The sequence below is a fragment of the Kitasatospora sp. NEAU-69 genome, from assembly GCF_057158765.1.
On record NZ_JBWXUE010000022.1, the window covers coordinates 25,197 to 49,998 of the forward strand.

31 protein-coding genes are annotated in these 24,802 nt (G+C 68.4%); 3 read left to right on the plus strand and 28 right to left on the minus strand.

The genetic code is table 11. From position 1 onward, the window contains the following. Nucleotides 1–95 precede the first annotated feature (95 nt). Nucleotides 96–638 (plus strand): hypothetical protein, encoded by a 543-nt coding sequence (locus AC060L_RS24095; RefSeq protein WP_483800968.1) that lies wholly within the window; start codon nucleotides 96–98, stop codon nucleotides 636–638. An 82-nt stretch (nucleotides 639–720) separates the two neighbouring features. Further along, on the plus strand, nucleotides 721–1,632 hold the full coding sequence (locus AC060L_RS24100; RefSeq protein ID WP_483800969.1) for a spermidine synthase: 912 nt from the start codon (nucleotides 721–723) through the stop codon (nucleotides 1,630–1,632). 137 nt (nucleotides 1,633–1,769) lie between these two features. Here the strand turns inward: AC060L_RS24100 and AC060L_RS24105 are convergent, their stop codons facing one another. Both AC060L_RS24105 and AC060L_RS24110 read right to left on the minus strand, forming a co-directional pair. Then, complete coding sequence (locus AC060L_RS24105; protein WP_483800970.1) at nucleotides 1,770–2,558, minus strand: hypothetical protein; 789 nt, start codon at nucleotides 2,556–2,558, stop codon at nucleotides 1,770–1,772. A gap of 549 nt (nucleotides 2,559–3,107) precedes the next feature. Then, complete coding sequence (locus tag AC060L_RS24110; protein WP_483800971.1) at nucleotides 3,108–3,560, minus strand: DUF4442 domain-containing protein; 453 nt, start codon at nucleotides 3,558–3,560, stop codon at nucleotides 3,108–3,110. 752 nt (nucleotides 3,561–4,312) lie between these two features. On the opposite strand from AC060L_RS24110, the gene AC060L_RS24115 reads away from it, so the two are divergent. After that, a complete protein-coding gene (locus AC060L_RS24115) occupies nucleotides 4,313–4,579 on the plus strand; it encodes a helix-turn-helix transcriptional regulator (RefSeq protein WP_483800972.1) in 267 nt (88 codons plus the stop codon). An 18-nt stretch (nucleotides 4,580–4,597) separates the two neighbouring features. Here AC060L_RS24115 and AC060L_RS24120 read toward each other — a convergent pair whose 3' ends face one another. From AC060L_RS24120 to AC060L_RS24245, 26 genes are all read right to left on the minus strand, one after another. Next, nucleotides 4,598–4,777 (minus strand): hypothetical protein, encoded by a 180-nt coding sequence (locus tag AC060L_RS24120; RefSeq protein WP_483800973.1) that lies wholly within the window; start codon nucleotides 4,775–4,777, stop codon nucleotides 4,598–4,600. After that, nucleotides 4,746–5,003 carry a hypothetical protein gene (locus tag AC060L_RS24125; protein ID WP_483800974.1) on the minus strand — a complete coding sequence of 86 codons (258 nt, stop codon included), beginning with the start codon at nucleotides 5,001–5,003 and terminating at the stop codon, nucleotides 4,746–4,748. Before AC060L_RS24125 ends, AC060L_RS24120 begins: the two co-directional genes overlap by 32 nt. Next, nucleotides 5,000–5,179, minus strand: a complete 180-nt coding sequence (locus tag AC060L_RS24130; protein ID WP_483800975.1) for a hypothetical protein — start codon at nucleotides 5,177–5,179, stop codon at nucleotides 5,000–5,002. The genes AC060L_RS24125 and AC060L_RS24130 overlap by 4 nt, the downstream gene beginning before the upstream one ends. Further along, entirely contained in the window at nucleotides 5,176–5,376 is a 201-nt protein-coding gene (locus AC060L_RS24135; protein WP_483800976.1) for a hypothetical protein, read from the minus strand. The genes AC060L_RS24130 and AC060L_RS24135 overlap by 4 nt, the downstream gene beginning before the upstream one ends. A 258-nt stretch (nucleotides 5,377–5,634) precedes the next feature. Continuing rightward, complete coding sequence (locus AC060L_RS24140) at nucleotides 5,635–6,819, minus strand: helix-turn-helix domain-containing protein (RefSeq protein ID WP_483800977.1); 1,185 nt, start codon at nucleotides 6,817–6,819, stop codon at nucleotides 5,635–5,637. Between the two features lie 869 nt (nucleotides 6,820–7,688). Beyond that, a complete protein-coding gene (locus tag AC060L_RS24145; protein ID WP_483800978.1) occupies nucleotides 7,689–8,000 on the minus strand; it encodes a hypothetical protein in 312 nt (103 codons plus the stop codon). Nucleotides 8,001–8,043: 43 nt separating this feature from the next. Continuing rightward, entirely contained in the window at nucleotides 8,044–8,334 is a 291-nt protein-coding gene (locus AC060L_RS24150; protein ID WP_483800979.1) for a hypothetical protein, read from the minus strand. Between the two features lie 114 nt (nucleotides 8,335–8,448). Next, nucleotides 8,449–9,114: a glycoside hydrolase family 25 protein gene (locus tag AC060L_RS24155; protein WP_483800980.1), complete on the minus strand. Its 666-nt coding sequence runs from the start codon at nucleotides 9,112–9,114 to the stop codon at nucleotides 8,449–8,451. Nucleotide 9,115: 1 nt separating this feature from the next. Then, nucleotides 9,116–9,571, minus strand: a complete 456-nt coding sequence (locus tag AC060L_RS24160) for a hypothetical protein (RefSeq protein WP_483800981.1) — start codon at nucleotides 9,569–9,571, stop codon at nucleotides 9,116–9,118. After that, on the minus strand, nucleotides 9,568–10,110 hold the full coding sequence (locus AC060L_RS24165) for a phospholipase D-like domain-containing protein (RefSeq protein WP_483800982.1): 543 nt from the start codon (nucleotides 10,108–10,110) through the stop codon (nucleotides 9,568–9,570). Before AC060L_RS24165 ends, AC060L_RS24160 begins: the two co-directional genes overlap by 4 nt. Beyond that, nucleotides 10,110–10,937, minus strand: coding sequence for a C1 family peptidase (locus AC060L_RS24170; protein WP_483800983.1), 828 nt, complete (start codon nucleotides 10,935–10,937; stop codon nucleotides 10,110–10,112). The genes AC060L_RS24165 and AC060L_RS24170 overlap by 1 nt, the downstream gene beginning before the upstream one ends. A 56-nt stretch (nucleotides 10,938–10,993) precedes the next feature. Beyond that, a complete protein-coding gene (locus AC060L_RS24175) occupies nucleotides 10,994–13,339 on the minus strand; it encodes a Kelch repeat-containing protein (protein WP_483800984.1) in 2,346 nt (781 codons plus the stop codon). After that, on the minus strand, nucleotides 13,340–13,825 hold the full coding sequence (locus AC060L_RS24180) for a hypothetical protein (RefSeq protein ID WP_483800985.1): 486 nt from the start codon (nucleotides 13,823–13,825) through the stop codon (nucleotides 13,340–13,342). Next, nucleotides 13,826–14,593, minus strand: a complete 768-nt coding sequence (locus AC060L_RS24185) for a hypothetical protein (RefSeq protein ID WP_483800986.1) — start codon at nucleotides 14,591–14,593, stop codon at nucleotides 13,826–13,828. A gap of 9 nt (nucleotides 14,594–14,602) precedes the next feature. Continuing rightward, nucleotides 14,603–15,139: a hypothetical protein gene (locus AC060L_RS24190; protein ID WP_483800987.1), complete on the minus strand. Its 537-nt coding sequence runs from the start codon at nucleotides 15,137–15,139 to the stop codon at nucleotides 14,603–14,605. After that, nucleotides 15,130–15,342: a hypothetical protein gene (locus AC060L_RS24195; RefSeq protein ID WP_483800988.1), complete on the minus strand. Its 213-nt coding sequence runs from the start codon at nucleotides 15,340–15,342 to the stop codon at nucleotides 15,130–15,132. Before AC060L_RS24195 ends, AC060L_RS24190 begins: the two co-directional genes overlap by 10 nt. 13 nt (nucleotides 15,343–15,355) lie before the next feature. After that, a complete protein-coding gene (locus AC060L_RS24200; protein WP_483800989.1) occupies nucleotides 15,356–16,747 on the minus strand; it encodes a hypothetical protein in 1,392 nt (463 codons plus the stop codon). A gap of 3 nt (nucleotides 16,748–16,750) precedes the next feature. Then, nucleotides 16,751–20,482 carry a phage tail tape measure protein gene (locus AC060L_RS24205; RefSeq protein ID WP_483800990.1) on the minus strand — a complete coding sequence of 1,244 codons (3,732 nt, stop codon included), beginning with the start codon at nucleotides 20,480–20,482 and terminating at the stop codon, nucleotides 16,751–16,753. Then, the gene (locus AC060L_RS24210; protein ID WP_483800991.1) at nucleotides 20,472–20,594 is read right to left on the minus strand and encodes a hypothetical protein; all 123 of its coding nucleotides are present in this window, start codon (nucleotides 20,592–20,594) and stop codon (nucleotides 20,472–20,474) included. Before AC060L_RS24210 ends, AC060L_RS24205 begins: the two co-directional genes overlap by 11 nt. Beyond that, nucleotides 20,581–21,057 (minus strand): hypothetical protein, encoded by a 477-nt coding sequence (locus AC060L_RS24215; protein WP_483800992.1) that lies wholly within the window; start codon nucleotides 21,055–21,057, stop codon nucleotides 20,581–20,583. The genes AC060L_RS24210 and AC060L_RS24215 overlap by 14 nt, the downstream gene beginning before the upstream one ends. Before the next feature lie 78 nt (nucleotides 21,058–21,135). Beyond that, nucleotides 21,136–22,359, minus strand: a complete 1,224-nt coding sequence (locus AC060L_RS24220) for a phage tail tube protein (protein ID WP_483800993.1) — start codon at nucleotides 22,357–22,359, stop codon at nucleotides 21,136–21,138. A 12-nt stretch (nucleotides 22,360–22,371) separates the two neighbouring features. Further along, on the minus strand, nucleotides 22,372–22,635 hold the full coding sequence (locus AC060L_RS24225; protein ID WP_483800994.1) for a hypothetical protein: 264 nt from the start codon (nucleotides 22,633–22,635) through the stop codon (nucleotides 22,372–22,374). Between the two features lie 2 nt (nucleotides 22,636–22,637). After that, nucleotides 22,638–23,087: an HK97 gp10 family phage protein gene (locus tag AC060L_RS24230; RefSeq protein WP_483800995.1), complete on the minus strand. Its 450-nt coding sequence runs from the start codon at nucleotides 23,085–23,087 to the stop codon at nucleotides 22,638–22,640. Beyond that, entirely contained in the window at nucleotides 23,084–23,575 is a 492-nt protein-coding gene (locus AC060L_RS24235) for a hypothetical protein (RefSeq protein WP_483800996.1), read from the minus strand. Before AC060L_RS24235 ends, AC060L_RS24230 begins: the two co-directional genes overlap by 4 nt. Nucleotides 23,576–23,635: 60 nt before the next feature. Continuing rightward, entirely contained in the window at nucleotides 23,636–23,779 is a 144-nt protein-coding gene (locus tag AC060L_RS24240; RefSeq protein ID WP_483800997.1) for a hypothetical protein, read from the minus strand. Further along, on the minus strand, nucleotides 23,779–24,726 hold the full coding sequence (locus AC060L_RS24245) for a hypothetical protein (RefSeq protein ID WP_483800998.1): 948 nt from the start codon (nucleotides 24,724–24,726) through the stop codon (nucleotides 23,779–23,781). The genes AC060L_RS24240 and AC060L_RS24245 overlap by 1 nt, the downstream gene beginning before the upstream one ends. Nucleotides 24,727–24,802 lie beyond the last annotated feature (76 nt).

Below are 24,802 nucleotides of genomic sequence, written 5' to 3' on the forward strand. Positions count from 1 at the left end.
GTTCCTGGCGTCCAGCCGCCCCGGGGGAGCGCGAGCGGCCGGGGGTGCGAGTGGCCACCCCGCCTGTGCGTGCCCGGCCTTCAGGAGGAAGCAGCATGATGGTCACCGGACTGCCGCAGTTCCGCGGCATCTTCGACGTTGCGACGCCCGGCCGGCCGCCGCTGCCGGGTCTTGCGCGCGGCTATGACCGGCCGGTGCCCGCGCCTGCGCTCGCGCCCGCGGCCGTGCCCGCCGATGCGCCGGCCGGGCACCGGGCGGACGCGTCGGCCGTGTCCGGCCCGCCGCCGGCCGGGGCGCCGGGGGCGGCGGCGTTGTGCTGCGACACCGTCGCCGTCCCGCTCCGGCACGGGCTGGAGACGGTGGACATCTTGCGGCTGCGCCGGCTCTGCGGCTCGGTCCAGCAGTCCGCCGCCGGAACCGTCTGCTTCCTGGTCCCGACCGGCACCGCCGGGCGCTGGCACCTGCCCGGCACCAGCTGTACCGCGGGCGCCGTCCCGCTGCCGCCGACCGATCCGCGCTGGCTGGTCCCGCCCAGCGGATCGGGCAGCAATCCGGCCGTGACCGATCCGTGGGTGCTCCGCGCCGCGCTCTGCGAGGCGGCCGGCACGCTCGCCGCGAGCGGCTTCGGCCCGTACTGAACCGCCCGGCACCCAGCCGCCGGCCCGCAGGGACCGATCCCCACCTGCACGTTCGTCGGCAGGCCGGGGGATACTTCGCTGCATGGGACGAGAACAGCGGGCCTCCCGCAGGCGGCCGAGCAGCCCCGAGGCCGACCCCGCCGCCACACCGGGCCCGGGTGCCCGGGGTCCGCGCACGCAGCGCACCGACACCGGACTGGCCGAGCTCGTCCCCGACCGCGACCGTCCGCAGTCCTGGTCGCTGCTGCTCGACGGCGCCCCGCAGTCCCACGTGGACCTGGCCGATCCGACCCGCCTCGGCTTCGAGTACCAGCGCCGCCTGGGCCACCTGATCGACCTCGCCGCCGATCCGGGCAAGCCGATCAGGGTGCTGCACCTCGGCGGCGGCGCGCTCACCCTGGCGCGCTACGCCGCCGCCACCCGCCCGCGCTCACGCCAGCAGGTCGCCGAGCTGGACACCGCGCTCACCGAGTGGATCCGCACCGCGCTGCCGCTGGCGCCGGGCTGGCAGATCAAGGTCCGCGGCGCCGACGCCCGCGCCGTCCTCGAACGCGCCCCCGAGGCCGGCGCCGAGCTGGTGATCGCCGACATCTTCTCCGGTGCCCGGGTGCCCGCCCACTGCACCACGGTCGAGTTCGTCACCCTCGCCTCGCGCGCCCTCGCCCCCGGCGGCCGGTACGCGGTGAACATCGCCGACGGCGGCACGCTCGCGTTCGCCCGTTCCCAGGTGGCCACGCTGCTGGCGGTCTTCCCCGAGGTGGCACTGATCGCCGACCCCGCGGTGCTGCGCGGCAAGCGCTTCGGCAACCTGATCCTGGTCGCGGCGCACACCCCGCTCCCGATCGCCGAGCTGACCCGCCGAACGGCCTCCGATGCCGCCCTCGGCCGGGTGGAACACGGCCGCGAACTGGCCGCCTTCACCGGCGGCGCCCCCGCTGCCACCGACGCCCACGCCGCTCCCTCCCCGGCCCCGCCCCCGGACACCTTCCGCTGACCAGGCCGTCCAGCCCGGTCCCGCGCCGCCACCCCACGACCGCACGACCCCACGGTCAGTGCGTGCTCGGCACCTACCGGCACCTACCGGCACCTACCGGCACCTACCGGCACCTACCGGCACCTACCGGCGCCCGCTCAGTGCCCGCGTGGCAGGCCGCGGTGCTTGTACATCGCCGCACCGGTGAGCAGCAGCCCGGCCGCGATCGGGATCAGCACCGCGTCCGCCGAACCCGTCGCCGCCAGCGGTCCGGCCGCAGCACGGGCCGCGAGCTGCTCCTCGGCCCCCGCCCCCACGCCCAGCGCGGCCGGGCCCGCATCGTTCGCCGCCGACCCGGCAGCGGCCCCCGAACCAGGTGAGCCGCCGAGCCGGACCGCACCGACCCCCGGACGCTCGCTGTCCCGGGAGGCGGAGAGCGCCGTACTACGGGCGGCGAGCGCGGTGTCCGAGGCGGTCTCGGCAGACACCCCGTCAATCGGCGCACCATCAGCCGCCCCACCCACCGGACCGCTCACGGCGCCGCCCGCGCTGATCCGACCGCCGCCCGGCTCCGCCGTACCGTCCGCCGCGCCGCTGCCACCACCCCCGGACGGGCCGCCGAGGCCGTCCCGGCCCCGGCCGCCCCACTCACCCTTCGCACCGGTCACGCCACTCGCGCCGCCCACAGCAGCCGCATCGGGACGCCCGCCCACCGTGCCGGAGTCGACGGAGCTCTGCTGATCACCTGCGGGCCGCGACTGCCCCTGCGACTGTGCTGGGACGGCCGGCAGCAGAACCGCCGCGATCGCGAACGCGTCCGGCACCGTCGTCGCCTGGCCGGGAAGCGGCAGATCGCCGGCCCGGATCCGGCTCTGCAGCAGTTCATCGACGCTGCCGCTGCCGGTGCCGTTACTGCTCCCGCCGTTCGGCCCCGGCGGTTCCAGCACGCCGACACCATCGGCGATCCCCGTCAAACCACCAGCCCCACCCTTTGCGCCGGATCCCCCTGACGGCGCGTCGGACCGCCTGGCGCTACGGCCACTGCTCACGGGTGGCGTGGCCGACCGCGTGGTGCGCACCGCGCGGACCGTCTGATGCGGCGGCTGACCGGTCGCGGCGCCGGCGCTGTTCACCCCGATGCCCAGTCCCCATAACTGGGCCAGCACCGCCCCACCGGCAGCGAGTGCGCGCGATCTCGGTGTCCGCAGCCGGTGTGCCGGCGGCCGCCCACCGTCTGGTCCGCCCGGCCCGTGCGGCCCCGGCGGCCCCGGCGGCCGCGCGGGCCGGGCGGCAGGAGACGGCTCGGACGCGGGAAACGTGTGATTGGCTCGCACGTGAGGGGAGAACGACCGGCCTCACCAGGAGGTCACGCGGGCGGACCCGCCCCGTTGACGGCGACGACTTCCGGTCGATCTGACGACGTACCGGTCATCCCGCCCGCGGACCCCTGCGAGCAGCCCGCCGTACGCGCGGGCCTTCGTGCGATCGAGCAGAGCTCAGGAGTTGGGGCGCAGCGTCCAGATCACGGTCATCACGCCCGTGACGGCGCCGTCCTCACGGGTGATCTCCACGCTGACCGGGAACTCGGGGCGCTTGCCCTCGTCCAGCTCGGCCACGATCTCCGCGACCGGGCGGCCCAGCGTCGCGGTGGCGGTCACGTCGCCCTTCGCCACCTTCTTGTAGGCGATCTCGGCGGTGACGGGCAGCGGAACGGCCCGCGAGAGCTGGTCGCCGAAGGCGGCCAGCACGATGCAACCGCTGGCCGACTCGCCCAGCGTGAACATCGCACCGGCGTGCGGCCCGCCCACGTGGTTGCGGTACTCCGGCTGGTCGGGGAGCTGCAGGACGGCCCGCTCCGCGGTGGTCTCCAGGTACGCGAGCTTCAGCGTGCGAACCATCGGGACGGTGGCGGTCAGCAGCTCGCCGATCGAGGATGAGGTCGAGGTCATGGGGATGATGTTACTTGCCGGTAGCTTCTTCGGGCAGGGGGATCTGCCGAGAACTTTCCGCCGACGCGCTGACGCGGCGTCGACATGACGCCGGGTCGGCCGACCCGAGTCGCAGAACGCGAAAACGCCTGGAGGGCCTGATCTCAATGAGATCAGGCCCTCCAGGCTCTGGGGTGAGTGACGGGACTCGAACCCAATTTGTTACATAGGCTTGACCTGCGACGATGCCCTCACCTGCCCAAACGGGTATGTCATCCCGTGTCAGCGGATGCCTTCAGGGGTCCCAGGTGGCCCGCGGTGATGACGTGTCATCACGCACCACTGGCGGGCGCGCTGGGCTTGCGGCCTCGGCTTGCCGGATCGGGTGGGCTGCCTGGCACTCACCAAATGCGCCGAGCCTCGACCGCGTGCGTCCACGGCAGTCGAGGCTCGGTTCGACCCTGCCATCCGCCTGGGGGACTGGATGGGCAGGGCGCATGGGGCGATCCGGATGGAGGGGGCATCCGGATCGGGGGGAGGGGTGGTCATGAGCGTCCGCAGTTGCGGTGCTGGTGTGATCGCGACGACCATATCGAAAGTTCGTTCGGCCTTGAACTTTCGATTGTCACGGTTTGGGTAACTTTCACCCCGTTGGCGTTAGGCCACGCACAGTCATCTACCGCAGTCCGGAGGGCAGTACACCTTTGCGTCCCTGAAAAAATTTGCCACTGATGGCAAAGACTCGGCAGGTCGGAGGCCTTGACCGTTGACGGGTGCCCAAAGATGATCTCCCCGAGGAACTACAACGCCATCGCTGGGAGGTCGGCTGTCGCATTCGCCAGATCCGTAAGTCGCGGGGCCTGTCGCAGGTGGAGCTTGCTGTGATTGTTGGACTTGACCACCGCACGATCAGTCGGGCCGAGAATGGGGTGCACGCGATCTCGATTGACATTGCTGCACGTATTGCTACCGCTCTCGGGGTTCCGTCTTGGCGCCTCTTCCGCGACGAGGACGTGCCGCCCGGCCCGGACGGGGGGTGATCGGGGCCGGGCGGCAACTTAGGGGCGGCTGCTCAGTGCCTGGTGCGCGGCCTGCCGGTGCCGGCCGAGGAGTATGCGGGCGTCGGTCGCGGCCGAGTAGTCGAAGCCGGCTCGGGCCTGCTGCTCCGCCGTCACGAGGCGCCCGCACTCGTCGCAGCGTGCCGGCTCAGCGGGGGCGGCGACGTCTTGGCCGTTCATCGATCCTCCTGCGCTGTTCGTCGGTCTCGATCTCGGCGCGTTCCCCAAGCTTGGCCAGCAAGGTGAGGAGCGCGAGGAGCCGGGTGAGGTCGTCGCGGCTGGTGATACCAGCGGCGATGTGCTGCTGGACGGCCTCGGCGACGCGCACCAGGTCGGGGCCGACGGTGTCCTGCGAGTATGGTCGGTGGAGTGTCCAGCCGAGGGCTGGCAGCTCGGTGTCGGTCACGTCGCCACCTCGGGAACCGGCGCGAGCTGGACGTCACGACGGTGACGCGTCCACTCGACACCACCATCCGGCCTGCGGAGCCAGACGGTGTCCTGCTCCACGTCCTGCACGATCGCGGGCAGGCCGGTTGGGCCGTCGATGACCTCGTCGCCGGGCTCCGGCAGACGGGCGGTCACCGGTTGCTCTCCTCGATCGCGTTGTAGTTGCAGGGGCAGCTGAGCAACGGGCACTGGCAGTAGACCCAGTCGCCGTTGTCGATCTGCAGGTTGCCGGTGCACATCTGGTGCTGCGGGTTGTCGCCACCGCAGTAGCCGCTGACCGGAGTCGCTGTCGGGCGCCGCGACGCGGCGGTTGCGCTACTGGTGTCGGCCACGGCGTCCGCCCTGGATCGGCCCGGGGGTGGTGATGGGGCCCGTGTAGCCAAGCATGCCCGACGCGGCATCGAGCAGGTCTCGGCGCCTGGCGAGATCCTGGGGTGTGCGGGGCGGTCGAGTGTTGGTGGTGGGACGCTTCGCCGTCACAGCCAACTCCTGCTCCTGTAGTCGCAGAACTACTGACAGCAAGAGTGTCGGCAATGCAGAACCCCGGAACTACCACAGTTTTGTGGTAGTTCCGGGGTCTTGACGAATCGTCAGAGACCGACCCACGCCGCCAGGCTCGTCAGCGAATCCGGCGCCGCACGCCGCGCCGCCAGCAGCCCGTCAATCGTCGACCGCACCAGCGGCTGGAAGCGCGTCTGCTGTGGTGCAACCGCGCGGGCCCCCACCAGACTTCGGTGCGCCGCCTCCGTCTGCCCCGCCTGCAACTGGGCGTGCGCCAACTCCGCCAGGTGATGGGCCCTCCGCGACGCTGGCCACGTATCCGGCACGCGCACACCGGCAGTTGCGCTCACTGCCTCCTCGAACCGGCCCAGCTCCGATAGGACGCTCACCCGGTGCGTCGCCGCATTCACCGGCCCAAACGAGAGCCAGTGCACGCGCTCCGCCGGGCCCGTCATCTCCGCCTGCCGCTCCGCGATGGCCAGGTGCCTCTCGGCCAGCTCCCCGTCCTGTGCCCGGGCAGCTATCACCGCCGCCCCCAGATGCAGCTGACCGACTGCCACGTCCCTCACCCGGCCGGCCTCGGCCTGCTCCAGTATCCCCAGCCCCGCCGTCACCAGCCGCTGACCGGTGCGGTACTGCCCTGACCGCAGGTAGGCCAGCGACCGCAGGTACTGGCGGACCCCGGCCACCACCGGGTCGCTCGCCCGGTCCGCGGCCCACGCCATCCGGTCCAACGCGATCGTGCACAGATCGTGGTAACCCAGCTTGGTCGCCACGTCGTAGCTCGTTCGGTAGACGCTGGCCAGCACGGTCCACGCCTCCGTGGACGGCTGGGCATGCGCCGCGCTTGTCACCTCCAGGAGCAGCGCCGGCAGTTGACTCGCCACGTCCTTGAGCCGGGTCTCGCGCACCGCAGCACACACAGCCTCGGCGTGCGCCGCCAGGTCAGCCAGAGGACGTGGAGCGATCTCCGGGTCTACGCCGAGGTCGTACACCTCCAGGGCCTCGCGGATCGGATGCATCAGCACATCCAGCTGGTCGTGTTGAAGCTCGGCCAGGTACGGCTGGCCAGTCAGCTCTGCGACAGTCACGCGCAGGGCTCGCGCGATGGCTGCAAGGACGGCTGGGGTAGCGGTCCGGTCGCCCTGCTCGATCTTCGTCAGCGCACTGTAGGAGATGTGCGCTAGGGCGGCGAGGCGGTGCTGGCTCAGGTGTCGCAGTTTTCGGTAGTAGGCGATTCGCTTGCCGGTGTGCTCCGGCCCGTGGTGGGGCATACTGAACTCCGTTCCTGGCTCGACACTGGGAACGGTACCCCCTCTTCGCGGGGGGAACTCAGGTAAGGGCCCGCTCCGGCGGGCCCTTTCTGTATCTGGGCATGACGAAGCGCCCCGCCCTGGCCATGTCGGCCGGGGCGGGGCTCAGGTGCGCCGCCGCAGACCGGGCGGCAGCGGCGACGTGGTTGACGGTGCGGGAGAGGGATCCTGCGCGGACTGCTGCGCCGCGCACGTGTACTGGGGGTTGGACGGGTCGAAGTTCTGCGCGCGACTGCATACGTATGACGTGCCGCCAGTGGTGAACTGCCAGCCGGCTGGAGGCTGTCCCGCCGCGCCGTTCTGGCCAGGCGCCCCGGCTGCTCCGGGGGCACCTGCGGGCCCCGTCGGACCAGCCGGGCCTATCGGCCCGGGACTTCCCGGCTGACCGCTCGGCCCAGGAACCCCTGGCGAACCCATCGGCCCGGACACAGTCGAATCGGAGCCACGCACACCAGGCGAACCCGACGGCCCGGGAGGCCCCGAAGGACCGGCCACCGACGACGCCGCGGGGCCAGGAGATCCGCTCGCGCCGGCAGGACCAGACGGCCCGGCAGGACCCGACGGGCCCTCGCTACCAGGAGCACCCGGATCACCCGGTGGACCCGCAGGCCCGGCATGACCGGGATCCCCGCGCGACCCCGGCGGACCGGCCACTGGCTCACCGCCCATCTGCTGCACCTGCCGTGCCAGCGCGTCACGCGCCTGCTCCTGCGATGTCAGATCGGCACCCATGCGGATCATCGTCAGGACCACCCACGCGAGTAAAGCCGACGCCCCGAGGATGATCACAAGGGCCAGCAGATCGCCACGCCGACGTGGGTGCAGATCGATCACAACAACTTCCCCCTCGTGGCCAACAGTGGGATCAGCACGGCCAGGATCGGCACGACCACAACCCCGACGAGCCAACGCCGGGTCTCCAACAGGCGCTTGGCATCCGAATCCAGCTGCGCCCGGATCGCCTTCACCTGCTCCAGTAGCGCGTTGTGCCGCTCGTCCTGCGCGGCCTGTTCCAGTCGCAGGACGTCCGCGCTGACTTTGCCGTCGAGCCGGGCCCCGAGCTGGTGGACATCGTCTTTGATGTCACTCAGCGCGGCTTCCAGTCGGCGGCCGAGCTCCCCCAGGGTCAGATCGTCGGCCACGCTCGGCCCCTTCGGTCAGTCGTTGTGTGCCGCGGCGAGGCCGTCAGGCATGCAGGGTCGCCTCGATCATCCAACTCACCGGCGTGTTCCCGGGGTCGCTGGCACCGGCCTTGACGCGGCCGACGGAGACCTTCTGATCGCCGTCGTCGATCTGCACGCCGACCCGGTCGCCCAAGGCGGGCACCTTGAGCTGGTCGATGATCCGCCACGACTTGGCGTTCGTGTTGTAGACCGCGACCCGCAGAACGGCGTCGGCGAAGTCTGCAGCGAAACTGAAGAAGACTCCGCCCCAGCCGACTGCGCCGCCGTTCTGCGGCGGCAGCGGGATCACCACGGCGTGACTACGGTCATCCGCTACGAATCCGGACGGGACGGTTCCTATGACGAGCGCCAACGCGCTCACCTCCAGACATGCGAAAGCCCCGCACGACGGCGGGGCTGAGGGTGGTTAGCGGACTTCCTCGTCCAGACGGCGCCGGTCGAGCGGCTGCGGCACCGGAACAGGCGCGGGCGGCGGGGGAGGGGGCGGCTGGAACGACAGCGCCCAAGAACGCAGTTCAGTCGTGGAGCCGAGCGGGCAGTAGTCCTGGTCCGCGCTGCCGGAGTCCGAGAACTGGTGGAAGAGCCAATTCGCCCGGATCCCCGGCTGCCCGGCTGGCAGACCCGCGGTCGCGATCCACAGGTAGTCCTGGACGTACCCGGTGGTGTCGATGTTGTTCCAGTAGTCAGTCGGACAGTACAGGCCGACCGGAAGGCTCGGCTGCTGCGCCTTGACGTACCGAAGCCACGCCTCCTTGTAGGCCAGCTGAGTTGCGTGCGAAACCTGGGAGTTGGCCGCGTCGTAGCCCTCCCAATCCAGGCACAGCAGCTCACCTGCGGCCGGCTGAGCCAGGGAGAGGAAGCGATCCGCCTCGGCCTGCGGCGAGCCGGCCATGTTCGGATAGTGGTAGTACCCCACAATGAGACCTGCCCCGCGAGCGTGGTCGCGCTGCGCGGTCCACTCGGGGTTCACATACGTCAGCCCCTGCGTGACCTTCACGAAGGCGAAGGAGAGGCCCGTCGTGTCCGGCTGCGCGGACTGGTAACTCGACCAATCCTGACCGTAGATGCCCACGTCAGTCCCCGCTCTTCGGGACGTCAGCCGCACTCACGCCGAGGTGGTCGGCCACGGACTGCAGGAGGCCGCGCACCGCTTCGACGTCCTCGAAGGTCTTCGCCGACCTGGCGTCGTTCGCTTCGTTCTGCAGGTTCTGGCCCACCATCAACGCAGGCAGGAGCACGAGCTGGATGTAGTTCTGGCAGACCCACGTGATCAGGTAGATGAACCCGAGCGTCAGCATGTACGCCGGCACGAGCGGAACGTGCATGCCCATCAGGTGCAGCGTCGCCGGGAGGCTGAGGAGCGCGAGCACGGTGAACGCCCAGAAGCAGGTCATCGTGCCAACGTGACTCGTGATCCACACGGCCAGGGCCTTGTTCAGCCGCTGGTAGTGGGTCGCCGCCGGATGATGGTCAACCGTTCGGAGGTGGACGTCGTGGCCCGTTCGTGTCGTGCCGAAGTGCGGCTTCATCGGGGCACCGCCTTCCGTTCCGCGGCCTGCAGCATCTGGTGATGGATTACGTCCACGCGGGCCCGCGCGCGGGCCGCGACCTCGCTGTCCCGGATCACGACCAGGTGGTTGTCCTGCAGCGTCTCCCCGCTGGCCGACCAGTTCGTTGAGCCCGTGACGACGTCCTTGCCGTCGATGATCAGAAGCTTGAGATGCTGGATCGCGCCCTTCTCGGACCGGCCGACCGCGACGCTGCTCGCCGGATACGACTCACGAGCCAGCAGGACGCGCTCATGGACCCCGCCGGCCTGTGAGCTATCGAGCGTCAACTGCACGAACACCCGCTCATCGATCAGCTTCTCGTGCAGCGCGTCGGCGAGCTCGTCGTCGTCGAAGCCGTACTGCGCGAGCACCAGGCTGCTGGTAGCCGACTTGATCAGGTCCAGCAGAACGCCGTGGACGTCATCGACCGGCGAGTAGAAGTCGCGCAGGTTCGGCTCGTACCCGGGAAAGCCGCCAGCCCTGTGGCCATCGAGCGCGCTCAGATCAGGAAGGGCCATCACAGCCCCTTTGCGGTCAGCCAGGTGTGCGCGGCGGCGGCGAACGCGGCGTCCACTGAGGCCGGCGCCGGGGTTGGCGTGGGGGTCGGCGCGGGCGCTGCGGTCCAGGCGGGGACGGTGACGTCGCCCTGCTGGGAGAGCAGCCAGGTGAGGTCTGCGGTCGTCAGGTAGCCGTAGCCAGCCTGTCCCCATGACGTGCCCCACGAGTTGGCGATCCAGTACTCGCCCGCGGTGGCGTCGTACCGGCACAGCTCCAGCTCGTGGCCACCGGCGATGCCGCTCGCCTGATCGACGGGGATCCGGCCGTCTGCCGCCGGGTCGAACATCGAGTTGAGCCACTCAATGCCGATGAGGACCGGGCCACTCTGCAGGGCGGAGTTGAGGGCTGCGATCGAGAACGCGTGCGTGTAGGACGTTGCGAGGCCGAGGGCTTGCAGGGCCTTCGCGACTCCGATCCCCGACGAGCCGGTGTCGGTGGGAGGGTACTGGCCGGGGATGCTGTCTAGCAGCGTTGCCAGTGAGTAGAGGGCGACCGCGAAGGCCTCGTCCAGGGTGTGTGAGCCGGCCGTGAACAGGCCGTGGCTGGCTGCCGCACCCGTGGTGCCGATGGTCACGCTCGTTGATGCGGTTCGGCCGGCCGAGTCCGTGCCGAGGGCCCCGGTGCCTGCGTTTCCGGTGCACGAGCCGAGCTGGCCCTGATCGAGGATCGGTGCCCGGCGCGTCCAGGAGACACTGCTGATCGCCGACTTGGGCAGAACGCCGTGCGCGAATGCGAGACTGCGGGGGTCGTGCTCGACCAAACGGCCGAGCGGGTGGGGGCTGGTCATGCGATGCCTCCGGGCATGCGAAAGCCCCCGCCGTGGCGGGGGCTTGAATGTTGGGCTCAGGCGAGTTGGGTGATGCTGATCGGTGGCCACGTGCCACCGGCATAGGTGATCTCGGAGACTGCGGCAAGCGAGGCTGTCAGCTCTAGGGAGAGAGTGAGCGTCACATTCGACAGGTACAGGGTGTTCGTGCCTGCGGGAGTGCCGGACTCGGTCACGTTGATCGATGCAAAGGCCGCGGTGGTTGGCGGCTGGAAGGTATTGACGAGGTTCGTCCACGTCGCCGCGGCGAGCGCAACGGTGTTGCTGCTCGTCGAGATGTACGTCGATGTGGCGTCGTACCAGTCCACCGACAGGCTCACCGACGACCATCCGGTTGGTGAGTACAGCCAGCCGTTGACCTGGTACCACTGCCCGTTCGACCAAAGCGGGTACACGGCCTGGATGGGCACGAGCTCAGAGGTGGCGCTGGCGGTTGCCGTACCGCCAGAGGGGGTCAGAAGTCCGGAGAACGGGAAGCCGCCGTGGACCTGTGCCGAGGACTGCGAAAGGGCGCCGTTGTGCGCGACCCACGGGCTCGTGCCGGCGGTGAACGTCGGATTGGAGTTGAGCGGCTCGTTCGGTAGGAGACTTGACTCCAGGTACCCGACCGGCAGGAACTGCCAATTGAGGACCGTCAGGCTGATTCGGGACGCCAGATTGCTCGTGTAGTTGCTACCAGTGCCAGCCGGATCCTCCCATGTCCCAATCGGTGGCCTCTTGATCGGCTGGTTGTTGTACACCGTGATCGGCATGCCCCAGCCGGATCCCAGCGCGCTGGTCCACGTGCCGGAGTGTCGCGGCGACTTGAGGGCGTCGGGCCCTATGGGGCTGCCATCGAGTAGTCCGAACGAGACGTGATCTCCGGGGCTTCCTGTCTGTCTCTGCTGGAGCACGACATGGTAGGTGGCGCCGGTGGTGAGGGTGGCGGCGAGTGGCACTGAGATCCATGGAACCGGAGTCAGGGTCGTGTAGAAGTATTCCGAGTCGGGGATGTTCGTGTTGACGAGCAGCCACTGTCCGGGCGTTCCGGTTGAGAAGGCCCCGACCATCTCGACCCCGGCTTCCCGCCAGTCGAAGAACTGGATGATCGTTCCGGGCCCGTTGGAATCGATCGACCACACCTGAACGAACTGACTGTATGCCCCTGAACCGGCGAAGCCCCCCACGAATATGGCGGCACTGTCCGTGCGGGTGACATCCCAGCCGGGCGCATACGACGCTACCGGCTGCGTGCCCGCGCCCGACTGCCATGCGGACAATGAGCCGTCGGGCTGGATCTTCGCGAAGTACGACGTACTGACGATGGTCGCCCCGCTCACCGACACGGTGGGGGAAGTGTTGCCGCCCACGACGACAAGCCAGCCATTCACGGCTGTGCACATCGTCGCGGCCAGCGCCGCTGGAAGCGCCGGGCCGATGTTCCAGGAGCTGATCTGCCCGTTTGTGACGGTCGCGTAGTAAACAGTGGACTGCACGGCGGAGCCGGTGGTTCCGCCGATCACGTACATGGTGCTGCCTGAGGCGGTCACCCCGGCCGCATAGACGGCGGTAGGCAGGGCCGTCTGGGAACTCCAGCTGCCAACGGCGCCCGTGTTGGAGTCCCAACTGGCCACCCACACGTTGGCGGTCGGGGTCACTCCCGTGGGTGTGGTCAGGCCGCCGGCGTACACCAGGGAGTCGCTGGTTGCGGCCAGCATCCCGTAGTACGTGGCGGCGGGTAGCGGCGGCTGCGGGATCCCGCGACCCATGGACGTGCCGCCCAGGTAGGGGATCGTGTTGACGACCGGAACGACGCCGGCGCTGGTGGTACCACCGGCAGTGATCATGTAGTTGCCGGATGATGCCACCGAGGAGTTCTGCGCGACGCCCGTGGAGTCGCCGACCGGCCCGGCCCACGGCTGGGACTGATAGCCGCCCGAGCCCATGTAGGTGTTGGACCTGGATGTTGCCAACGGGCCGCCGTTGGCGACGCCGTTCGGTGCCGCGAGTGCGTTGATCCATGCGGCCGGCAGCATCGTCGATGCGAGGAGGTTCGTCGTGTCCGGTGAGCCGCTGTTGTCGGGGTAGAGCGAGACGAGGACGTCGGCCCCGTTGCCTGATGGCAGCAGAGGCAGTGAGGCGCGGACAACGGAGGTCCCTACACCGCTGGGGACGGTGAATCGCTGGGAGAGATCCGTCTGGTTGCTGTAGTTGACCCAGGTGAGGTTTGCGCCGCCGAAGGGAAGGATGAATCGCCCGGTGTCGTACGCCGTGGTGATGTTGTGGGCGCCGAGGAACTGGCCGACCTGGCCGGCGTGGTTAGTGGCGTCGAGGCTGCCCGGCAGGCCGTTGCGGGCGGCTTCCCATGAGGGTGTCGTTGGCATCTACTGGTTCCTCAGCCAGACGACGGTCATGTAGCTGGCCATCATGCCGCTGGCGTACGTGTTCTGGGCACCACCGGTGGTCTGATAGGCGCCGAGCTGGAAGTAGTCGCCGACCGCGGCGGTGACGACCATCGGCGGCGTGATGATCGACTGGGTCCCGGTTGCAACGACCGGCAACTGGTTCTGGCAGGGAGTCAGCTCGGTGCCGTTCTTCTCCAGCAACGAGATGATGACGCCAGATCCCGTCGTCAGGTTGAACAGCACAAGCCCGGTGACCAAGTACACCCCCGCAACCTGCACGGTGTAACGGGTGTTCGACCCGGATGACCAGCCCGCCCAGTTGTCGCCGGTCGCCGCACCGAACTGGACCGGTGTGATCGTGCTCGACGTGATCGACTGGGGCGACGTCTGGTACAGCGTTGCCGTCGGCAGGTTGTCTCGGTACGAGGTACGGGTCGCGTTCAGCAATTCCAGCGTATTCGCCATCTACGCCACCCCTGTCACAGCGCCGTTGGTGTACGTGATGGTGCGGTAGGACTGCAGGTAGCCCGCCGCGGTCTGCCCGGCCGTGTATTCCGCCAGGCTGCCGAGTTCGTTCGGGTTGACGTACGTCATGGTCGTCCAGCGGGCGCCGGCGTCCTCCCATGTTGCGGTCAGGAGACCGGACGCGGTCTGGTCGAAGATTGCGTACTTGAAACCGTATGTCTGTGCTGTCCACGATCCCGTGCCGGTGGTGCTGGTGGAGGCGCCCGAGGTCTGGTTGGAGCGGTACCACGAGTAGGAATGCGACGCGTTGCCAGCTGCGGCGAGGACGAGCCAATACGTGGTGCTGGCCGTCAGCCCAGTAGCGGGGAGCGGGTAGATGACGGTGACGGTTGCGGTGCCGGCGCCACTGGCTTGGTAGGCGTACTCCGCGGTGAGTGTCGTGGAGACCAGTGCGCTCCCGGTCGGGGCCCCTGCCGAGTTGGCGTACAGGGAGAGCGTGGTGGTGGCGAGGCTGGCCCCGCTGGCTGTTGTGGTGGTGACCGGGATGCTGACGTAGCCGACGGCAGTCTGCCCTGCTGCGGTCGCGAACGACTGCGCGAGGTAGAGGCCGTTGGTGCTTGTGCTGGTGGATCCTGCGGTCGCCTGAGCGGCGCGCTGCGTTGCGGCGTAGAGGATCGTTGCGGCGTGCGTGCCGAGGAGCTGGTTGATCTGGCCGGCTTGTGCGGCGGATCCGCTGGTCGCGGCGAGCCAGGGCGGTGTGACGGCCACCGGAGCCTCCTAGGTGATCGAGAAAGACGCCTGGAGGATGAGCGTGTCCGTGGTTGGCACGGTGACCGAAGGGGAGAAGCTCCAGTGGTCGATCAGGGTGCCGGCGGTCGCTACCGTCGCCGGATTGGAGCTGCCGTTGGCGAAGAGCCCAGCTTCGGTGACGGTCCATGTCGTTGGCGGGCTGGGGAAGTAGAACAACCAGGTCGTCGCCGCGGCGATCGATGCTGTCGCTGGAGAGGATGCGCCCGCACCCACCGTCTGCCGCGACAGCTCGCTGAAGAGGGCGACGTCGCTCGCCGCGACCGTACCTGATCCGCTTCCCACTGCCCCCCAGAGCGGGGTCAGGTAACTCGGGGTTGTGACACCGAGGTTAGTGGCCTGATCCTGGATCCCAGACCACACGAGCGCCTGCGCCAGCACGGTCAGCCCGGCGGTGCACATGATGTTGTCGCCCTCGCGGCGGTCTCGCACTGTGCCGTCCGGGCGTACGACCTCCAGCGTCAGTCGCCCCTTGATGCGGAAGGATCCGTCAGCGACTATCCCCATGTGACCGACCCCCACTGTCCCTGATCCCACGCGGCGTTGAGCTGTAGGGTGGCCGTGGCCGCATCAGTGATGGGGATGGTCTCGTCAACCTCGCCGAAGTCGCCCAGGCCGTTGACAACATCGTTGGCGCCGAGTGCCTGGTTCTGCTCGTTGAGTGTGCCGAGTACATCGATCAGGGTGTAGGGCCGTAGGACGCCGGGCATTCGCGTCTCCTCCCTACAGGCGTACGGCGGTGATCGAGCACTGCCGGTAGCCGCCGGCGCCGAAGCTGATCGAGTTGCCGATGACGATGAACGTGTCGTTGATGCCCCAGCTGTAGCTGGTCTCCGCGTCGGGGATGAACCGGTTGACGATCGTGCAGGTCTGACCGGAGCGGACCCAGCCGATCCACGATTCGTCGGTGGTGAAGACGATGCGTTCCGCGGCGAATGCGTACTCGGTGCGTTCGCGCATCGCTCGGGCGAGTGCCATCGGCACCGTTGTCAGACTGGAGTCGGAGATGTACTCGGTGAAGACGCCGCCGTTCGGGCCCGCGTACGCGGTTTGCGACGGGTAGTCGTTGGCCTGTGCGACCACTGGGACTTGGTAGTTGTACCAAATTCGGATCACTACGCCGGCGGGTGGGGCCGACACCGTGTTCGCCAGCGACCAGCCGCCGATCGCGTTCTGCACGATCTGCCATGTGCCGGTTCCCGCCGAGCCGGCCTGCACGACCGTCACTGGGGTGGTGACCCCGCCGACCTGCAGGACCGGCGAGCCTGTGACCGTGTATCTCAGGGGCCACGCCATCGCGGTGCCGTCGGCCTGCCACGTGTCCGTCGGGGCTGCCGTGGTGGCGCCGTAGTTGACGGTCTGGTTGGCACCCTGCACCAGGATCCGGTTCCGGATCGATTTGCCGTCCCACTCGTAGCCGAACTGGGAACCGAGGAGGAAGTGGCCCTCACTGGCCGAGCCGAGACCGCTGCCGGTTGGCGACGTGGTGAAGGTGACGCCCGACGACTGCGCGGTCGAGGAGTCGTAGAAGTGCAGGTTGCGGTTCTCGTCCACGTACCAGCCGTACGGCGACACCGACCCGGCGAGCTGTGCCAGCTTCCGCCAAGCGGCCGACAGGGTCGTGTAATTGAGAACGAAGCTGGCCAGCTGCGGCCCGGGGGCGACGAATCCGCCGCCCGCGACCGTCGCCGCAGAGACTCCGCAGCTCGCGGCCTGGGTCAGTGCGACCACGATCTGGTCCACCGTCTGGCCGATGAACTGGCCGTGCACGATGGCGTTGTCCGCGTAGTAGGTGTAGTCCGTGCAGGCGAGGTCCCATTCGTTGCTGTTGGGGCCTGCGACCTGCAGGACGGGGTCGTTGACGACCCCAGCGAACAGCGTGGTGCCGATCGTGTTGTCCACCAGCTTGATCTGCGACAACACGGGGATGTAGAAGTTCGGCGTCGATGTGTACTCGTCGATCAGCGGCATTGTGGCGGTGTCGCCCTGCCTGCCGAAGTTCTGGGTGATCGAGGGCGTTGTGGACGCCCCCGACCAGGCCAGCTTGTTGGTGTAGTCGGTTGGCGAGCCGCCGGGCGGGGTGATTGTCAGCGTCAGGTTGGGACTGGCGACCATCGGTCACCCCCGAATGTGGTGGCCGGCTGCGGCCAGCTGAGCAGTGATCTTCTTGCCGATCACGGTTGCCAACTGATCGGCAGCCCCGTTGCCCATCACTGACGCACCGCGCAGATCCACGGTGATGCTCACCCCACCAGCGGCCCCGCCCGCGGCGGCCGCATACGACAGTCCGCCACCAGCCGCGGGTGCACCGGAAAGCGCCACAGGAGTACCCCCTGCCAGCCCGGGCAGCCCGGCGGCCAGCTTCTGCACTGCGGAGTGCGCGACACCGGCGTTGTCGGCGACGCCCTGCGCGATGCCGGCCGGGATCCACTGGCCTACCTGCGAGGCGAACGCCTTGGACGGTGAGGAGATGCCCAGGAAGCTTTTCGCGGCTTTCAGTGCCCCGTTGGCGATGTTCTGCACCGAGCCGAACAGTGCCGACCCGGCGGACTCCACCCCCGAGATGATCCCGTTGATGATGTCCTCGCCGATCGATACGAACCAGGAGCCGATGTCCTCAACCGAATGCCAGACACCCATCAGGCCGTCCCACAGGGTCGATCCGATGCTGGAAACGGCGGCCGTCACTGCATGCCAGGCATCGTCCAGGGCGCCCCCGATCGTGCTGCTGATGCCGTTCCACACGGATGCGGCGGTGCTGGCGATCGAGTTCCAGACACCGGACAGCCAGCCTGAGACGGAATTCCAGATCGACACCAGCTCGTGCCAGGCGGCCTCGATCGGGGCGATGATGTACGCCTTGATGGCGCCCCAGGCGTCTTCGGCGAGTATTTTGAGGGCCTGCCAGTTTTCCTCTGCGAATGCAGCGATCCCGCTCCAGGTCGCACTGAGCCATCCGGACACCATGGTCCACAGGGACTCGATCGCATGCCAGAGATCCTCAAGCGGCGTGATGATGACTGCCTTGATGCCGGCCCACACATCTCCGGCTGCTGTCTTGATAACTCCCCAGATGCCCTTGAAGAAGTCGGAGACTGCCGTCCACACGGTCCGCGCCGTATCAAGGATATCGTTGTGGAAGTGGTTCCAGATCGACATGATCGCGGCTACTTGAGGCGCAAAAAAGAGAACCAACAGGGGCCACCACTTCTTGAAGAAGTCAATGATTCCGTTCCACACCGAACTCGTGACGCTCGCCACGGCGTTCCACGCGTCTTCCAGTGCGTGCCATACGGTCTCGGCAGCCCCCACAACGGCATGCCAGGCGGCCGCCAGCGCCACAGCGACGGTCCGCGCTACGCCGACCAGCCGGTCCCACTCCCGTGAAACGAATCCGGTGACGGCATGCCAGGCGTCCTCAATGGCATGCCCAACGGCCACGACTGCTTCGGAGATCCCATTCCAGGCGGCCTCCAGCGCATGCCACACGGCCTCCGCTGCGACCGTCAGACCGTGCCAGGCGGTCTCCAGCGCGTGCCATACGGCAACTCCTGCGATCTTCACTGCTTCGAAGACCGCCATGACGATCTCGCGGAACGTCTTGAAGTGTGTCCACGCGTAGTAGAGGCCTCCGGCGAGGGCGGCCAGGCCAATGATCAGGAGTCCGATCGGGTTGGCATCCATTGCCCCGTCGAGAACGAGTTGTGCGGCAGCCCACAGCTTCGTGACCATTGAAATCGTCTTGATGACACCGACCACGGCCATAGCAGGGCCGACAATGGCCACGATCAGACCGATCAGCTTCTGATTCGAGGCGATCCACGACGCCATCGGCCCGACAACGTTGGCGATCACACCGGCGACCTTCGAGACGACCGGTAGCAAAACCGTGCCAATCGAGATCCCGGCGGCCTCGACGGAAGCCTTCGCCACGTCGATCTTCTGATTGAAAGTGGACTGGATCGCAGCCCAGTTGTCCACCGCCGAACCACTCTTATGCGCCGCATCAGAGATGGTCTGAACGTTCTGCTGGAACGTGCTCGCATGCTGCCCGCTCAGCATCAAAATCGTGTTCAGGCCGGTAGTGCCGCCGGCCATCTTCGCCAGTGCGGCATTGAACGTCTGAGCCGCCGGGTTGCTCGCATTCAACGCATCCGTGAACGACCCAGATTTCTTCGTCAGCGACTCGAACTGCGTGTACAAGGTCTGCTGGGCCGGCGGCAGTGCCTGGATGGCCTTGTCGAAGTCCTTCGTACTGGTCGTCCCGGCGGCCCACGACTCGGCCATCTTCTGCATGGGCGGCGACATCTGACCCAAGGCCTGGGAGGCCTGCTGGGCCGCGACCTTCGACTTGTCGAGTGCCTGGACGAACACCTGGCCGCCCTGCGTGTGCGCGGCGATCGCCTGCACCAGGACGTCGAATGTTCCCGTGAGGCCCCGCGAACCGAGCTTCGACGCCAGGTCGTTGGAGTTGATCCCCATCGCGGCCATCTCGTTGATCTGCGTCTTGTTCGGGTTCGACAGCGACCCGATGGTGTGCGCCAGGTCCTGGGTGGCTCGCTGCGCCGTCACGTTCTGCGCGGTCATCGTTGCGACGCCGCCCGCGACCTGAGCGAACGACAGGCCGGCGCTTGCCCCGATCGCCGCAACGTTCCCGAGCGAAGACCCGAAGTCCTCCATTTTCATGTCGCCCGCACCGACGGTGGCGATCATCGCGTTCATCATCTGTGTCGCGGTACCGGCCGACGGCCCGAACGCGTTCATGGTGCCGGTGAGGGCCTGACCGATCGTGTCCAGGTCGGCACCGCCGACCTTCGCACCCTCCGCCGCGGTCTTGAGGACATCGAGTGCCTGCTGGCCGTGGTAGCCGGCCGACTCGATGTGGTACATGCCGGCGGCCATCTGATCCGTCGTTGTACCGGTTGCGGCGGCCAGCTGCAACATTCCAGCGCGGATCATGCCAATGTTCTGCTGCGACTCCCCGGCATCCGTGACCAGATGCTCCGTCATCGACTCGAAGTTCCCGGCGGCCTTCACTGACTCGTAGCCGATCGCGGCGATCGCCAGCGAGGCAACACCCATGGCCTTCGAAGCGACACCACCCGATGCCGCCGCCTCCTCGGACGACGTACCCAGTCGGGTCTGTGCGGCTGCCGCGCCGTCCGCCGCGGCAGCCGTCTCGCCGGCCGCCGCAGCTTGCGCCTTCCCGACAGCGGCCTGGCGGTCCTGCGCGGCCGACAGCTCCGTCGTGGCCTTCGTGGCGTTCTTCTCCGACGCCGTGACCGCATCCGCCGCTGCGGCCACGTCCGTCGGCGTCACCAGGGCCGCCTGCTGCTCGCGGGCCGCGGTCAGCTCGGCCGTTGCCTTCGTCGCACGATCCTGCGCTGCCGTGACCGCGTCCGCCGCGGTGGCAATCTCCTCCTCCGACAACTTCGCCTTCGTTGCCGCACCCAGCGCATCCTGCGCGGCCTTCAACTCCGTCGTCGATGCGGTGGCCTTGTCCTGCGCCGCCGCCAACGCCGCCGCTGCCGAGGCAAGTTCGTCCTCGGAGGCGGCGGCCGCGCGGGCTTCAAGGAGCGCCTGCTCCGCCTCGGCCTGGCGAGCCGTCGCGGCCGTCAGCTTCTCCTGCGCGGTCGCGGTACGTGCTTCGGCCAGCTCCAGCGCATCCGCGCCGGAGGCCGTCTGCAGCAGGGACGTGTCGATCCGCTCGCCAGCCACGGAGGCGGCCTCTGCGGCGCGGTCAGCCGCTGTACTGAACTGGTCGAAGGAGCCGTCGATCTGCTCCAGAATCCGCGAGATCTTGTCCTGGGCCTCGATCACGGCCAGGAACGTGAATGCCTCAGCGCCCATCGCCCGCCCCCCGCCTCTGCTGTTCCTGCTCCTGGCGGGTGATCAGCTGGATGTACAGCAGGTAGTCCTCAAGCTCACGGGCGGGCAGCGCCTCGATATCAGCCCTGGTCATCCCCAGGCGCTGCCAGAACTGCTGCCGGATCCAGAACGTCGAGAGACTCGCCGGCCCCGCCGTCCCCATTCGGATCGCCGCCGACGCCTCCAGCAGGAAATCGGCGCCGCTCCTCGGTGCTCGGCGGCGAGTTCGTCTCGTCCACAACCGTCCACAGTTCGTCGAACACTGCGGCGGGGAGCCGCTTGACGGACTGCATGTTGATCGGCCAGACCGTGCCGTTGTCGTCGTCCAAGTTCCAGCCGGCGACGCTGGCGAGGACCAGTTGCTGCCGGAACTCCACGACGTCCGGGGTGACCTGAGCCTTGCCGTTGACGACCTGCATGCTCTGAAGGGCGCGGTCGCCCTTCTCCTTGGCGCCCTGGGAGAGGTGCTCGCGCAGGTCAACCCAGTACGTTCCGTCCGGCTCGCGCGGGCCGATCTCGACGCGGCGCACACCGGAGTAGGCGGACAGAAAACCCATGATGGTGATTCCTTTGAGGGTGGGAATGCGAAAGCCCCGAGCCGGCATGGCGTCGGGGCGGACGGGGTGCTGCTGTGGTCAGTACGCGGTGTACACCGTGTTGGCGACGGTCGCCTGCAGCGTGTACTGCGAGGCTCCGGTCAGCGGCCGGGACGCTTCGAAGGTGAGCGCAGACATGACGACGTCCTCGAACTTGACTGTCGCGCCGAACTTGGCGACGGCGATCTGCGGCAGGCTGATCGTGATCGTGCCCGCGCTGGCCGGATGTGCGAGCGTGAACGTCAGGGCGCCGAGGGTCTGGTTGTGGGCCCGGTTGAAGTCGCCGTAGGTGGCGTCGTCGAGGGAGCTCCAGACGACGTCGATCGCGCCGGAGACATGAAACGAGACTGGGGTCAGGAACGACGGCCCGTGGCTCCCGGAGTAGGTGTAGGTCTCCTTGATCCCGTTCTCCAACGTGATCCCGACGTTGGACACGTCGGCGCGGGCCCCGCCGTAGAAGCTCAGGCTGGCCTCGGAGAAGACGAACGGCAGCTCGTTGGCAACGGTGACCGTCGTCGGCGAGTCGAGGATCGCCACGGACTGGGCCATCAGGTCCGCCGTCATCTCGACCGCCGTGTTACCCACGGGCGCCTTCAAGTCGAACTTGTTGACCCGCGCGCCGGCGAACTGCAGCGACTGGTAGCCGCCCATGTTCTTCTCGACCGTCAGCGACGGCAGCGTGTTGGCCTGCTGGATCGTGTGCGTGTACGGCGCCACGACACCCTTCACCGCAGCGCCGCTGGCGTGCCCGTACGTCCAGTTCGAGTCCACCGTGCCGCTGGAGCCCACCAGAGTCAGGATCTTGCGGCACTCGGAGGTAGTGGTCGGCCCGGTGCCGTTCACGTCCACCTGGATGACCTGGCCGACGCTGAACCCGGTCGGCGAGGCCAGTGTGAACGTGTTGGTCGCCGCCGTGATCAGCGCACCCAGCGTCGTCGAGCCGGTGCCCGTTGTGCCGGTCACCCCGGCGCCTGCCAAGCCGTCAGCGCCGATGCTCGCCACCATGAGTGCCATCGCGTTGCTCGGGAAGACCGGGCCGGTCAGGGATCCGGCGTACTTGGCCTCACCCTGCAGGTTGTAGACCTGCCTGTCCCGCAGGTTCTGCATGAGCGTCGGCGAGAACCAACCGGGGTCTTCCTCCGTGGTGTTGTCAGTCATCGGCAGGAACGTCGTGGCGGCCACGGGGACGCCGAACGTCGCCTCCTTGGCGAGGCCGGTGGCGCTAAGAGAGCCAGGACGCTCAATGATCGTCGGGTATGCCATGGCCAGGCCCTCCTACAGGGACGCGGTCGGGTCCGGCGTCGGGCCGGCGGAAGTGGCGCTGTCTCCAACGGAGTCAGCGGCAGTGGCGGTGACTGGCTGGTCCTTTGCCGGACGGCGATTACGGGACGCGGGTTCGACTGCCACGGTTTCGATGTCGGCGCGGACCGTGAACGCCGCCGCGGTCTCGTCGGGTACCTCGAACTCGTCGCCCGGGTAGGCCTCCAGGCCGATGGACGTGAACGTGACCGGCGTCGGACCGGTGTAGCGGAGTAGCACGACTAGCCCCTCATGGTGGTGGAGACGATCTGCGTGAACCGCTGCTGGATGAGCGGCATCAGTGGTCGGATGGCGCGCTCGGGGAATGGATTCGCTCGCGTGCCCGGGTGGTTGACCACGCGGGCGAAACGCGTCTGGCCGCTCTGCTCGAACCGCAGCGTTCGGGCGTGGCGCGGCCGGATCTGATGCGGGCGGGTGCCGTCCAGCACGAATCGGGCGTACGGAGCGTCCGTGCTGTACTCCAGTTGGACGGACCCGTCACCCGAACGCTGCTGGTACCGGATCGAGTTGCGCAGGCGGCCACCGCCGGCGGGGGCGATCGGTGCGGAGCGCTTGAGCGCTTCCTGAACGACCGGGCCGACAGAGGCGGACCATGTCCGCGATACCTCAGCCCAGTCGAAACTCTGGAAGGGGCGCCTGGTTGCGCCGCTGACGGTCACGCGGATGCTCATCCCTGCACCGCCTCGTACACGTCCAGGCCCAGGCGGCAGGTGTAGTAGAGCATCCGATTTGTGGCCGGATGGCGCTCCGGCGGGTACTCCAGCTCGAAGTCCTCGCCGATGCTGATGATCTGGGTGGCGCCGAGCGCGTCATTCGGTGCCCGGTTGCCCGCCGGGTCGATGAACAGCGGCATCTCGACCTGCCAGGTCGCCGCCATGATCGCGTCCACGATCCGCGGGAACTGTTGATCTACCTGCGCGGCGTCCGGCGTGGTCAGATACGACACGTAGACGTCGATAATCCAGTCCAGGCGCTTGAATGCCGGCCCGCGGGGTGCCGTCTGCCGCCTGCCGCGTAGCCGGCCGCCCCATACGTACGCCCGTGGACCGTCCAGCTTGTCGAAGTTCGGGGGCGTCACGAACGCTCTCAGCGGCTTCGAGTCGCCCGGCACGACCAGGCCGTCCAGGATGCTCTGCACGTAGAGTTGCACGTTTGTCAACGGCACGGCGGCCCCTCCTCACTGCTTCGACGGGAGGGGTCGGCCAACGAGAAGAGGGGGCTACCAGGCGGTCGGGGCGTTCACCACGCGGATCCGGGTACTGCCACGGCGGCCGACATGCCGGTCCTTCACGGCGGCCTTCTTGCGCGCGGCAGCGGCACGCTTCGCCGCCCCAGTCGTCGTCGCCTTACGTTTCGCCGCCATCAGAATCTCCTCACGAACGGTTCCAGCAGCCACTCGTACGCGGTCTGTACGTCCGCAACACCGTGGCCACCCGAATCGATGGCCCCCGGCAGGTTCTGCACGGAGATCGTCGTGAACCCCGCCTCAAGCGCTTGCGCCGCCGCCGCCAGGGCCGCGGCCCAGATGACGTTCGCCGGTAGTGCCGACACCATCACGCCGACCCCGTGCGGGTTTGCCAGCGGAGACGACAGGGTGACCGTGCCTGGGCCGGTCTGTGCCGTCCCGACGCCGTTCGGCAGCGCCAGCGGGGTCGTCGCGGCCACCGACAAAACCGACACCGTCTCGGTCTCCGCGCCGTCGTACGCGAACGCCGACACCCCAGTGAAGCCGGTCACGTCGTCCACGTGCAGGACTGTCGAGCCCGCCGCGGCTGCCTGCGTCAGAGATGTGTGCGGCCAGCCGTTGGTGTAGCTGACCAGCACGCGCGTGCTGTTCCTGCCACACGACAGGCGCGGAATGTAGCCGCGCGCCACCACGATCGACGCCCCACCATCTGGGCCCGTCGCCGAGGCCGCGTCTGTGTACAGGTTGATCAGCGGATGCTCGACCTCGTAGTCGCCGGCTGGCACCGGCGTCCAGGAACGCGGCCATGACCGGTTGTTGGACGTCTGGATCGCCAGCACCTGGGTGACCGGCCACCGCCGCATGACCAGCAGACCGTTGTCGGTGCCCGGCTGATGGCCTACCCGTGGCGCTCCCGGGCCGGTCAACTGCTCGTTGTCCACGGTGGACCGCAGCACCTGGTTGCAGTACGTGTCCACGATCGACGTGGCACGCCAGGCGATGTTCGTGAGCTCTGCGAGCTGTTCCAGGCTGTCGGCCCCCACGTCGGGGATGATCTCCCAGCTCACACCAGTCGGGGCGTTCACCAGCATCGCCGGCGTGACGTACGGAGTACCAATCGCCACAGCAACCACCTCCGCACGTCACTGTCCGGTAACTGCCCGAGCCGGCTTGGGGAACGGGCCCTACGATGCGACACAC